This window comes from Shewanella sp. Arc9-LZ, from assembly GCF_010092445.1.
In the GTDB taxonomy this organism is placed as follows: domain Bacteria; phylum Pseudomonadota; class Gammaproteobacteria; order Enterobacterales; family Shewanellaceae; genus Shewanella.
The window spans coordinates 4,304,352-4,317,275 of sequence record NZ_CP048031.1; the positions used below are offsets into that span (position 1 = coordinate 4,304,352).

The 12,924-nt window shown below is 43.8% G+C and carries 12 protein-coding genes; 5 read left to right on the forward strand and 7 right to left on the reverse strand.

All coding sequences use genetic code 11. From position 1 onward, the window contains the following. Positions 1-86: 86 nt before the first annotated feature. The 5 genes from GUY17_RS18520 to GUY17_RS18540 form a co-directional block, all read right to left on the reverse strand. Entirely contained in the window at positions 87-3,299 is a 3,213-nt protein-coding gene (locus GUY17_RS18520; RefSeq protein ID WP_162023957.1) for an efflux RND transporter permease subunit, read from the reverse strand. A gap of 16 nt (positions 3,300-3,315) precedes the next feature. Further along, positions 3,316-4,602 (reverse strand): efflux RND transporter periplasmic adaptor subunit, encoded by a 1,287-nt coding sequence (locus GUY17_RS18525; RefSeq protein WP_254439834.1) that lies wholly within the window; start codon positions 4,600-4,602, stop codon positions 3,316-3,318. Between the two features lie 175 nt (positions 4,603-4,777). After that, a complete protein-coding gene (locus GUY17_RS18530) occupies positions 4,778-5,212 on the reverse strand; it encodes a hypothetical protein (protein WP_310734199.1) in 435 nt (144 codons plus the stop codon). A 20-nt stretch (positions 5,213-5,232) separates the two neighbouring features. Continuing rightward, positions 5,233-5,409: a DUF3012 domain-containing protein gene (locus GUY17_RS18535; RefSeq protein WP_101085081.1), complete on the reverse strand. Its 177-nt coding sequence runs from the start codon at positions 5,407-5,409 to the stop codon at positions 5,233-5,235. A 176-nt stretch (positions 5,410-5,585) separates the two neighbouring features. Continuing rightward, on the reverse strand, positions 5,586-5,951 hold the full coding sequence (locus GUY17_RS18540) for an STAS/SEC14 domain-containing protein (protein ID WP_101085080.1): 366 nt from the start codon (positions 5,949-5,951) through the stop codon (positions 5,586-5,588). 326 nt (positions 5,952-6,277) lie between these two features. Between GUY17_RS18540 and arfB the strand changes: the two genes are divergently transcribed. The 4 genes from arfB to GUY17_RS18560 all read left to right on the forward strand — a co-directional run bounded on the left by arfB (position 6,278) and on the right by GUY17_RS18560 (position 8,882). After that, on the forward strand, positions 6,278-6,694 hold the full coding sequence (arfB, locus tag GUY17_RS18545) for an alternative ribosome rescue aminoacyl-tRNA hydrolase ArfB (protein WP_011639009.1): 417 nt from the start codon (positions 6,278-6,280) through the stop codon (positions 6,692-6,694). Between the two features lie 224 nt (positions 6,695-6,918). Next, positions 6,919-7,365, forward strand: a complete 447-nt coding sequence (aroQ, locus tag GUY17_RS18550) for a type II 3-dehydroquinate dehydratase (RefSeq protein ID WP_011639010.1) — start codon at positions 6,919-6,921, stop codon at positions 7,363-7,365. A gap of 25 nt (positions 7,366-7,390) precedes the next feature. Further along, positions 7,391-7,783 (forward strand): DUF3859 domain-containing protein, encoded by a 393-nt coding sequence (locus GUY17_RS18555; protein ID WP_162023958.1) that lies wholly within the window; start codon positions 7,391-7,393, stop codon positions 7,781-7,783. A gap of 91 nt (positions 7,784-7,874) precedes the next feature. Next, positions 7,875-8,882 carry a class I SAM-dependent rRNA methyltransferase gene (locus GUY17_RS18560; RefSeq protein ID WP_101085077.1) on the forward strand — a complete coding sequence of 336 codons (1,008 nt, stop codon included), beginning with the start codon at positions 7,875-7,877 and terminating at the stop codon, positions 8,880-8,882. Positions 8,883-9,018: 136 nt separating this feature from the next. Here the strand turns inward: GUY17_RS18560 and GUY17_RS18565 are convergent, their stop codons facing one another. After that, a complete protein-coding gene (locus GUY17_RS18565; RefSeq protein ID WP_162023959.1) occupies positions 9,019-10,782 on the reverse strand; it encodes an alkaline phosphatase in 1,764 nt (587 codons plus the stop codon). Positions 10,783-11,104: 322 nt separating this feature from the next. Here GUY17_RS18565 and GUY17_RS18570 point away from each other — a divergent pair, with 322 nt between their 5' ends. Next, complete coding sequence (locus GUY17_RS18570; protein WP_101085075.1) at positions 11,105-11,527, forward strand: organic hydroperoxide resistance protein; 423 nt, start codon at positions 11,105-11,107, stop codon at positions 11,525-11,527. 137 nt (positions 11,528-11,664) lie between these two features. Here the strand turns inward: GUY17_RS18570 and GUY17_RS18575 are convergent, their stop codons facing one another. Next, positions 11,665-12,843 carry a tetratricopeptide repeat protein gene (locus tag GUY17_RS18575; RefSeq protein WP_162023960.1) on the reverse strand — a complete coding sequence of 393 codons (1,179 nt, stop codon included), beginning with the start codon at positions 12,841-12,843 and terminating at the stop codon, positions 11,665-11,667. Between the last annotated feature and the right edge of the window lie 81 nt (positions 12,844-12,924).

The window sequence follows — 12,924 nt, forward strand, 5'->3', positions numbered from 1 at the left end:
TATTTTCGAGCAATTTACGAATAAAAATGAAAAAGCCTAATCAGATAATTAGGCTTAAAATTGAAATGTTATTTAGCTAATTGGCTTTATCTCGATGATAACTTATCTCGATACAACCACTGATAAACCGTCGGCAACACCAGTAAAGTCAAAGCCGTTGAGCTAAACAAGCCGCCAATGATCACCACCGCTAATGGTTGTTGAATTTCACTGCCCACACCAGATGATAACAAGATAGGGATCAGCCCCAATGCAGAGGTGAGTGCCGTCATTAACACCGGACGTAACCGCCCTACCGTGCCTTGATAAACACTGTCGTACAGGCTTTCATCTGCTGATTGTCTGCGCTGGTTAATCGAGTCCACCAGCACCACACCATTCAACACCGCAACACCAAACAAGGTGATAAAGCCGATTGAACTGGGCACCGACAAATAGGTGCCAGTGGCATATAAAGCCACTACGCCGCCGATTAATGCCAATGGCACGTTAGCCATAATCAATGCCACTTGTTTGAGTGACCCAAACGAGAAATACAGCAATAAGCCAATAAGTGCGATAGAAATGGGCACCACCAACATTAGCTTTTGTTGCGCCCGTTGCTGGTTTTCATATTGGCCGCCCACCACAACAGTATAGCCCGCAGGTAACTCCGCTTGCGGCACAATGGCATAAATATCGTTGACCACCGAACCCATGTCACGCCCCGATACGTTGGCTTGCACCACCACTCGGCGCTGTACATCGTCACGACGAATATTCGGCGGCGCCATTTCAATCACCACATCAGCGAGATCGCCCAAGCGTACAATCGCGCCATTAGCACCACTGAGTAGCAAGTCTTCAATCGCATCTGGCGCATTACGATATTGCGCAGCTAATCGCAGGTTAATGTCATAACGGGCATTACCATCAATCACTTGGCCAGCACTGGCACCACCAATACCTTGAGTGACTAAACTCATGACTTCATCGACGCTAATACCATAGCGAGCAAGGACTTCACGTTTAGGTCGAACCACTAACTGAGCTTCGCCGCTGACTTGTTCTAGCGACACATCAACCGCCCCAGGAATGGCAGCGACTAAATCGGTTAACACCTGACCTTTTTCCGACAAGATGCTCAAATCTGGACCAAATATCTTAATCGCTAACTGCGCTTTAACACCCGATAACAACTCATCGACTCGGGTCGCTATCGGTTGTGAGAAGGTTAACAATAATCCTGGGAATATCGCTAGCCGTTTCTCCATCAAGCGCTGTAGCTCAAAGCGATTGCTTGCCGATGTCCATTGCTCTATCGGTTTAAGACCTATATATATTTCAATATTACTCACAGGCTCAGGGTCGCCGCCAAGTTCGGGAGCCCCGATTCGACTTAACGCATATTCCACCTCAGGAAACTCCAGCAGCATGGCTTCAATTTTAGGCGCAACGTTAATCGAAGTAGCCAAACTGGCTGTAGGCGCCAATGTCACCCGTAAGTTGATGGTGCCCTCTTCTAATTCAGGCACAAATTCAGTGCCCAACTTTGGCAATAACAGCATGCTTGCAGCAAACAAAACAACTGCCGCTAACATCACTGATTTAGGGCTTGATAGCACCAGTGTCAGTACTCGTCGATAGACTGCGTCAATGGGGGCCAACACCTTGCTTTGATGCACCACAATACCGCGTTTAAATAGAAACACCGCCAATGCAGGCACCGCAAATAACGCCACCACTAATGCCGCCATCATGGCGAGAATAATGCTCACGGCCATAGGTTGAAATAATTTACCCTCTACACCTTCTAGGGCAAATAACGGCATAAATACTACGATGATAATCGCTGTTGCAAAGAAGATAGGACTGCACACTTCTTTTGCCGCCAGCATGATCCTAATCGCCATACTTTGGGTTTGTGCATCAGATTCGCTATCAACATCACTATCAACATCACTATCAAAATGAACATCAGCTGATTGGTTGACGCCAGTTTCGCCGCTAACATGCTTAAAGATGTTCTCAACCATCACCACTGAACCATCAACTAGCATACCAATCGCAACAGCAAGGCCACCTAAAGACATTAAATTGGCTGACATGCCGTAGTAAGACATGATCAGTAGTGCGATCCCGATCGACACTGGGATCGACAATAATACCAACAATGTCGCCCGTATATTGACCAGAAATAGCGCCAAAATAATCACGATAAATCCAAAGGCCATCAATAGCGCTTCAACCACAGTCGTGACCGCTTTATCGACTAAATCCGCTTGGTCGTAAAACACCTCAAATGACACTCCTTTTGGCAAGGATTGCTCAATTAAACTAATACGTGAATTGATGTCATCAATGGTGGCTTTGGTATTGGCGCCCATGCGTTTAAGCACAACGCCAGCAACCACTTCACCCAGCGCTTGTACATCGGACGACGAGCCATTAGCCGCTGCTTGCCTGCGCGACATGGTCACTGCCCCGACTCTTATTTCGCTACCAAAAGCCACATTAGCAATGTCGGCCACTCGTATTGGCGTGCCATTGATTTCGGTTAACGGGATGTCGGCAATGGCTTGTAAGCCTGCGTCGCCAGCGGGCAACAAACCATAACCACGAACCACTAATTGCTCCTGGCCTTGGTCCATAAACCAACCACCAGCATTACGGTTATTACTTTCCAATGCTTGGCTAACTTGGCTCATCGACAAGCCATAACTGCGCAGTTTATTAGGGTCAACTTGCACTTGGTATTGCAACACCTCGCCGCCAAATGAAAGCACTTCAGTCACGCCACTCACAGGCATTAATATCAGCTTCACTAAATAGTCATTTAAGCTACGCAGCTCAGATGCGCTGATATTGGTTTCGGGCTCGGCCCGTAAAATGTATTGATAAATTTGCCCTAAACCTGAAGTGTTTGGGCCGATTTCAGGGGTGCCAACACCCGCAGGAATCGACTCTTTTGCAGCTTGCAGTTGTTCAAAAACTTGCTGACGAGCAAAATAAATATCAGTACCTTCGGCAAACACCACGGTCACTAGCGACAAACCAGTACGCGATAATGAACGCACCTCAGTCACTGCCGGTAATGCATACATTGCCGATTCGACAGGATAGCTAATCAGCTTCTCGACCTCTTCTGCCGCCAACCCTTCCGCTTCAGTATTAATGGTCACCTGCACATTGGTAACATCCGGAAACGCATCTAAATTTAGTTTTGGTAACATGAATACCGATGCCACCACAGTGGCCAGTAATCCAAGTAACACCAATAACCGCTTTTCAACGGCAATCTCAATTAATTTATATAACATTATGATGCCTTAGCGCTTAGTGGTTATGGATATCAAAGCCAGATTTTGCTTGCTCAGATGCTAAGAAAAACGCACCAGATACAACAACGCGAGTTTGTGGAACTAAACCACGAATAAAACTCAGTCCGCGTTGGCGCTCCACCACAGAAACTTCTACTGCACTAAATCCACCATCTTGTTCTATGAACACCTGCCAGTCACCGTCACCGCTGCGTGTTAGCGCTGCATCTGGCACAATAAATCCAAGCGGCTCAGCCCCTTGATTTGCTGCTAGGTATAATTCGGCAAACTCGCCAGCATGTAAGTCATGACCAGGGTTTGCCATCCGCACTAACACTTGCTCTGTGCGGGTTTGCGAGTTAATTTCATGTGAACGCCCAATAATGACACCCTCTCGAGTACGGCTTCCCACTCGTACTAAAACATCGGTGCCCATATTGACTTGATCTGCTTGTAATGGCGTCAGTTCAGCCTCCACCCACAAATACGATTCATCGGTTAGTTGCATCAAAGGTGTGCCCGCGGTTAGCACTTGTCCTACGGTGGCAATATCTTGCTGAACCCGACCATTTATAGGAGCCAACAACTGAAACTGACCAATTGAACTTGGCGACGTTGCTAGCTCGGCTATCTGTTGTTTGGACATCATTACCGACTGTAAAATGGCACGTTTAAGCTCTGCATTGACCTCAGTTTGCATCCGCTGACTAGCACTAATCGTTCCTTTGCTCATGCGCTTTATGCGATCCCACTCCGTTGCTGCATTAACGTAGTCAGCTTGCGCCGCAGCAATATCTGCCCCGCCGATAGTCAATAATGGTTGGCCTTTTTGCACCTGTTGTCCTGGCACCACATGGCGCTTAAGCACCTGCATATCTAATTGCGGCGCTATGGTTATAGTTTTGTCTTTATCTACAACCAGCTGAGCGGTGGCAACGGCCTGTAAATTAAACGCGGTCGCACTTAACTGTGCCACTTCCACTCCCGCCAGTTGGCGCTGCTCTGCACTTAAGGTTAACAACGACTCTTGATGGTCAGCCTCTGCTGGCTGACTGCTGGCTTGCACAGGCGAACTAGACAGTGCAAATAATGATAGCAATAGCGCTACACTGAACAATAATGCTCGCGAAACGCTGGAGTTCATGCGGTAAGATTTTCGAATGCTTGGCAGAGAGATGGAGTGAGTGCCTGGCGCAACATTTAACTGAGCATGATTCACAAAACGATTCACTGAATGACTCAACATAGCGTTGGCATTCAACGCTGCCAATAAAGGTAGTACTTGGACTGATTTGATTTTCATGGTTAATCCTAAAAACAATCTAGACCGTCGACAATAAATATCAACGGAAATAGGCTTAGCCACCGTCATTACAAGCGAGATATCACGCCATAATGGAATGCAAAAAAGCATTCATTAGCGCAATGAAAGCGAATATAGAGGTGAAGCTAAACAGTAAAAACGGGCTTTAAAGGGATTAAACGATAGGAGGACGATAAGTAGGGAAAGACTCAGGAGGTAAATAGTTCAGTTTGGTATCGGCAAAAAGGTCATGAAAATGTTCACTAACAACATTATCGTTAAGCTTAGCAAGTGCCACATGACCACCATGACACTGACAATCTAAACACACATCAACTTTCTCAAAATCAGTAATAGTATCAAAATGTTGATGATCATCATTAACCGAATGCAGTGATGAACCATCGAGTGCACAAGCGCAATCGGCACATTCAGCAAGGCTGATCACTTCGGTAGTAAATTGAAGATGTGGATGGTTATTTTGCTCTTCGTTGCTGTTGCCCACATGTAATTGATGCGCACCTAAATTGGCGCCCACAAATTGCAGTAGCACTAAAGCAATCAATAATTTGGCTATGTTAGCCATAAAAGGCAAAACGGTATGACTCAACCACCCACTCCTAAACGATATTATTTAAATACGCAGTGCTTGGCGTAATCGGCTGCTTCATTGGCAGTCCAATCACCACTTTCTTTTTCTTTCATTTGCTTACACCAAGCTTCACTACCCACTTCAGGAGCACATGCCGATAAGCTAAGAGTTAACAATAACGCACTTGATACGGCAAACAACTTTGACAATGACATAAGCTATCCTTTTCTAAAATAATAAAATCAGTACTAGGTCCTGTTGACCTTTGTAGATGAATTTTGCAGTAATTTGTGACAATTAGCTACTGGGAAGAACTTATCATCTGTCGTTGTTCGACATAAATAAGCGATAACCGAGTAAAAAGGTGCCACAAAATTATTTACAGGCCACTCTAGCGCAGAGATCGCTTAGCAATCCAAGTAATGGCTTCTTGTTTACGCTCTAATGGAAACCATGCAACTTCGCCCTGCATAAAGGGTCCCATCAGCCTAACAGAATTACCCACCCAATCTGGGCCGCCTACAAACACTAACGCATCAAACGCGGGTAACTGAACTTCTCCGCTACCGGTTAATGAGCCAAACTCCCAGCCTTCCAACAACACATCGGCTTCAATATAAAGACACACTTGATTCCAGTCTTTACGATAACTCTTAATGGCGGGCTGTAAACGGGTACGGTAATCTTGTGCCGATAAACGGCCACTGACAAATAAGCTAATAACACCTTTAGTGATATCGGGGATTTGACATAACATAACGGCAACTCCGGCCCTCTAACTAGGCCATAGAACAGACTTTATACGGTGATGTTATCGTGTAAAGCGACAATGGCGCTCATGATAACAAAACTATTCTGGTTATTTCATTAAATATGTCATAACTCTGAGGCCAGTCAGGCTTTTTAATTCAATCCCCACCCTAAGGTCAATTCACTTATCGCAATCCATGCCACAGCAGACAACCCTGAAAAGTTTCCCAGACTGCGGTAGAATGAAGCCACAGCACATAAACATGCCGCTTAAAAAACAGTAAGCAGCGTTATAGGTTTATGACCGTTAATTAAGGGGAACACGACAACCGAATGATACAAATAACTCAGCGCGTCATATTGCAAGATAACGAAATTGAATGGCAGTTTGTCCGTTCAAGTGGTGCGGGTGGCCAGCACATCAATAAAGTATCAACCGCAGCGCAACTCAGCTTTGATATTGCCTCATCTTCTTTACCCGAGTTCTACCAACAAAAGCTGCTTGAAAAAGCCGATCACCGTATTACCAAAAGTGGCAAAGTAATTATAAAATGTCAGCAATCACGCAGCCAAGACTTTAACCGCCAAACCGCACTGGAACAATTTATTGAACTGGTAAGAAGCGTCGGCATAGTACAAAAAGCCCGTATACCAACCAAAGCGACAAAAGGCAGCCAAAAGCGACGCATTGAAACCAAAAAACAACGCGGTGCCACTAAAGCGATGCGCCAAAATAAATCTGATTATTAATAAGTAATTAGTAAATAATTAGCCAGTTGCTAATAAATCATTAGTAAGTCGCTAGCAAATTATTAGCAACAAAGTGAATCCGCCATCACTCAATGACTAAGGTATTACCCTAGTTAAGCATTTTTTGGTTTACCTGATAACCGTCTTCGGTAAGAATGCTTGTTGAACCCTCTTTTGTGCTGCATATTAAGCCGACTTACCTTGCGATTTTTATAGGAACCATCATGAGCCAAACAGCAAAAGTTTTATTGATCAACGGTCCTAATCTCAATCTATTAGGCCGTCGCGAACCCGGACATTATGGTCACCAAACACTCACCACTATTGTGGATGAATTAACTCGCAATGCGACTCAGGCTGGCGTTACGCTTGAACATATTCAGTCCAATGCCGAGTATCAATTGATTGATGCAATTCATGCTACCGACGCTCAATTTATTATTATCAATCCAGCAGCCTTTACGCACACCAGTGTTGCTTTGCGTGATGCCATACTTGGGGTAGCGATTCCGTTTATTGAAGTACATTTATCTAACGTACATGCCCGCGAACCTTTTAGGCACCATTCGTACTTTTCAGATAAAGCCCTAGGAGTAATTTGTGGCCTAGGCGCACAAGGTTATGATTTTGCTCTGCAAGCGGCGATTAAGCACTTGAGCGATAAACACTAAATATCATTCTATAAAGGGATAGCCCTTGAGTAAGTTAAAAGCCGATGTAAGCATTATTTATAGCGGACTCTTTAGCCAATGGAATAGCGATAGTGATGAATTACCGCGATTTTTAGCGGCAACCGTTCATGTGCCTGCGATTATCGACACCGAATTTGGTTTCATCACGCGCATCAAAAAGGCTAAAAACCAAGTACTCACTTATTGTATTTACCACCCTAACATTACCGATGACGACGGTAATGTTAGCCCACCGTTTGATGGTGAGATATTTATCAAAGAAAATGATTGGCGCTTTTATCTGGGTGATTGCATCTGGGCACCGATCACTAATAAGGTCGGTAACTGGCGGATGACGCTGGAGTTAAATGGCAAAATTATTGCCGACAAAACCTTTAAGGTGCATCTACCAGATTAATTGCGACGCCTAATAGTCTGTACTGCAACTTCACTAAGTTAGAATGTTTGCTATAATCCGCGCCAATAGCCACACCATTTAATGAGCCCTCATGTCCATTCAAGCTGTTTTAGCCGATGCTTTAGCCAAGCGTGCCACTTTTTTTGAGCAAGCTGCCAAAGATAATACTGATTGTTATCGGGTTTTTCACGGCACCGTTGAAGGTGAAAATGGCCTTAACATTGACCGTTACGGCGATGCATGGCTGATTCAAACGTTTCACCAAACCTTATCGGCTCAGCAACTTGAAGACATATCAAGCTTACTGACTGCTCACGCGGACTACCATATCGTTTACAACGATCGCTCTGGCAGCCATTCTCGTGTTGTCAATCATGCCGAAAATGAAGCCCAAGACTTCTCGCAATCAGAGCAAGTTATCCATGAAAATGGCATTGCTTTTACCTCCAAGCTACGCCATGAAGGTCAAGATCCGCTGCTATTTTTAGATATGCGTATTGGGCGTGAATATGTACGCGCTAACAGCCAAGGTAAGAGTGTTCTAAACTTGTTTTCATACACTTGTGGTATTGGTACTGCTGCTGCGATGGGCGGTGCTCGTAAAGTCATGAATGTCGATTTTTCATCATTTGCATTAGCTGCGGGACAAAAAAATGCTGAGCTAAACAATGTCACTGATGTGTGTGAATTTGTGCAAAGTGATGCGTTTCCGGCATTGCGTCAATTAGCGGGGTTGCCTATTGGTGGTCGTCGTAATCAAAAGCTGCCTAAATACCCTAAACTGCGTGTTGCTCAGTTCGACTTAGTGTTTTTAGATCCACCACGGTTTGCTAAAAGCGCCTTTGGTATTGTCGACTTAGTCAATGATTACCAAGGTTTATTTAAACCAGCAGTATTAACCACCAAAGTCGGCGGTAAAATTGTATGTTGTAATAATGTCGCTAAAGTTGATCGCCAAGCATGGTACGACAGCCTAGTCCGCTGCGTAGAAAAGCAAGGCCGTAAAGTCACTGCGACTCAGTGGTTAGATTGCCACCCAGACTTCCCCGCATTTGATGACAATCATCCGTTAAAAATTGTCGTGCTAACCATAGATTAGCTATTGATGAACCATAGATTAACTATGGATTAACTATGGATTAACCATAGGTTTAGCTAAGCAATATGCCGCTTATATAAATCATTCAGCCACCTTCACGGTGGCTGAATTATATCTGCGAATTCACATCAGCTGATTACGACACCGGCGTGACTTTAGGGCTACCAGCGGTACTGGTGGCACTGTAACCACGGGCGTCTAACTGAACAAATGTCTTATCTAAAATCGTATCAACATATTGCCAATCACTGCGGACTTCATTTTCAGTAAATGTCAGTAATAAATAGCCGCGATCTTTTAAATTGGCGTATTTAAGATCGGCGATCAAACCGACTATTGCCGCTTCCGTTGCTGGCATTTCAGCATCAGACAAGCCTAAGTAATACTCAAGACCTGGGGATGACACTGAGCTTGTGGCAAATTCTATCCCAACAATATCACCGCCACTATCGGTTAAATCGCTGGCCCATGCATTATGGGTATCACCGGCAATCACCACCAAGTTATGTTGTAACGACTTTGCCGTCGCTAAAATCACTTCGCGCTCGTAGGCGTAACCATCCCACGCATCTAAGTTGTATGGAATTGCGGGCAGCTGTAGTAATGCAATCACCTCTGGCGTCAGCTTGGCTTGATTCGCTTGTAAGTAAGCTAACTCTTCTGCGGTTAACGTTGGATCGCTAGCTTGAGCACGGCCCGCTAGCTGCGCTAATCCGGCAAGCTCAGCAAACTGCGGAATACTCATTTGCTGAGTCGCAATAGCAGCAGGCATTAACATTTTGCCCATTAACACCTGTTGACCTAATACTTGCCACTTAGCAGTAGACTGCAACAAAGTTTGTTGTAGCCACAATAGTTGAGTCTGGCCTAACAGGGTGCGGTTAGTATCGGTTACATCCGCGAGAAATGTGCTGCTGTTAAATGCACCTGTGGTCGCATCAATATATTGGCTATATTCTAATTGTTTATCGCGAGCCAATACCCGAGTATCGAGCATGTGCAAATCAACCAAGTTACCGTAATTAAAGCTTCTGTAAATTTCTTCATGATTACCTTCACTCCATGGACGAATTGGCAGCCATTCAAAGTACGCTTGTAGTGCGGCTTGTTTGCGTTGATCAAAATCACCTTCACCATCATTATGATTTTCAGCACCGCCTTTCCAGGTATCATTGGCCACTTCATGGTCATCCCACACGGTAATAAACGGTACTTTGGCATGTAGCTTTTGTAAGCTCGCATCACTACGATATTGACTGTAACGGGTGCGGTAGTCGTCTAATAAAAATAATTCACCGGCTGGCAACACTTCACGCCCAAGCTCGACAGCATGTTCACTGGCATATTCACCACGAGCATACTCATATAAATAATCGCCTAAGTGCACTACAGCGTCCAAATCATTTTGCTGTGCAGCCATTTCATACACATTAAAATAACCAGCAGGGAAATTAGCGCATGACATTACCGCCAACTTAACTGACGCTACGCTACCTTCAGGTAATGTACGTGTTTGCCCCATTTCCGATACCGTTTCACCCGCTTTAAAACGATAGTAATACTGCTGACCTGCTTCAAGCCCAACAGCGTCCACTTTAACGGTATAGTCACGGTTTTTATTCGTCACCGTTTGGCCGTTTGTGACTACTTGACTAAAGTTGCTGTCAGTGGCAACTTCCCATGACACCGTAATATCACCTTCAACATCAGGCGTAACGCGAGTCCATAAAATCACCGCACCTGCAGCAGGGTCGCCACTGGCAATACCTTGTAAAAATTGACCTGACACAACATCGTCATCATCACTGCTACAACCCATGAGTCCATAAGACACTACTACTGCCCCAGCACCTTTAGCTGACATAGCCAAAAAGTCACGACGAGTTACAAACCGTTTCATAGCCTATCCTTATTTTTTATCGTTCGCATATTATGTGGCGATGCTTAGCACTGCCTAAGAGGTCTAATGAGTGGCTATTGTGAGAGCTAATGATGACATAAAGGTGACAGAAGAATGACAAGCTAATCATATTGATACCAAAGTAAGGCTAAGGTTTACAACCATCGGATAGTGATTTTTAGACAGTGATTGTTAAATAATAACACAACAAAAAAAATTAAATTGCGCACAATGTAGTTGCAAATTATTTCCGGCTTAGTTATAGTAAACACAATTAGATTGTGCACAACTTAAATTAACTAACTTTTACACGAGGTTTACTATGAAAGCACTATATACCACTTCAGCAACAGCATTAGCAGGCCGTAATGGCCAAGTTTCTACCGACGATAAAAAAGTAGATTTACAATTAAGTTACCCAAAAGAAATGGGTGGCAGTGGTGAGTTTACTAATCCAGAACAGTTATTTGCTGCCGGTTATGCCGCATGTTTTTCTAACGCAATTCTGCATGTAGCCAGCCAAAGTAAAGTCGCTATCAAGGCAGCTCCAACTACAGCAACTGTCGGTATCGGTGCCAATGACAATGGTGGTTTTGCATTAACAGTAGCGCTAGCAGTTGAACTTGAACTCGACCAAGCAGAAGCTGAACAGTTAGTGAAAACAGCCCACCAAGTTTGCCCATATTCAAACGCAGTACGTGGCAACATCGATGTAAAATTAACCGTAAACGGTCAAGCGATTTAAGCTTTTTGTAAACCAGTTTTACTGACTTACAAACAAAAAACCAAGACATCTGTCTTGGTTTTTCTATGTTGATGTCAAATGTCATCATCGTGGTGAACAACGACTGTTTAATGAACCATCAACACTTAATCAGGCACTTATTTTAACATATCTAATTTGGCTAAATAGTGCTTTTTACTGTCTGGTATATCAGTTAGTTCAATCGCTTTTTTTAATATTTTCTGAGCCTTTTTTGTATTACCTAGACCCAATTGAGCTCTGGCTAGCGCAAAATAAGCCGGATGGAAATAAGGCGCGTTATCGATAAACTTTTCTAAGAAGATGACGGTGGTTTTATAGTCTTTGAATTCCAATGCCTCAATACCCAAACTGTAGTAGCTGTATGGGTTACTCGACTCAAGCGACAACAAGTATTGGTCGATCTTTTTTGCTTCAGCAGTTCTGCTTTGTAATTCCAGTAATAAGCGGTAATTACTTAATACTGCCAAGGAATTCGGCTTAATATCAAGGGCATATAGGTAGAGTTTTTCGGCTGTCTGTTCGTCACCTAAACGGCGATGAGTAATGGCCATCATATTAATCAAAGCATCATAATCTGGCGCTAGCTTTAGCCCTTGCTCAAGTAAGATAAAAGCAAATTCATACTGCTTTTCTAGCATGGCATCGGCCGCTAAATTACGATAAAACATCGCTAAAAATTTAGATTCTGAGACGATTTCACCGGTGCGATCAAAACGATCTGGAAAATAATCAATCACAGTAGCAATACCGCCACTAAGAAAATGCCCACTCGGTTTTTCATCATACAAAAATGTGCGTACATGGTCTGATGTGACAAGAATATCGGAGGTGATATTGGTCAATATTGGCGCGGCATGAACCACTTGAAATACCGGATATACATTCAATTCTTTTGCGACTGAATAGGTCAGCAATGCCAATGCCATACAATTGCCAGACTGATTACTCCATGACTCAGTACTGGTATAATTTTTCCCTTCATAATTGAAATTAGTCATTTTATGGTTAATAAACTCAGACACTTTTAAGCGATTGGGCAGTGCTTTAATGTTATCTCTGGCGGTAAACCCAGCTAATTCTTGTCGCTGTATTTCGGAGAGATAAGTCAGACTGGCAATCTCAGGCACATTTTCGGCAGAAGTGGAATGAATCAGAGCTTGATTAAACTGCGGTAAATGGTAAGCGTTTTGGCTATTTTCTGAATTGGCAGAGCAAGCACTAAGTAAAACAGTGCATAGTAATAAGACAAGGTTCGGGTGGCATAAACGATTAACGCTCAGCATAGGCATTGGCATTGGCAACATTCCGTGTAGTCATTGATTAACTTAATATGAATCAATTAATTCAACATTACAAGGCAACCCAAATAGCCACTA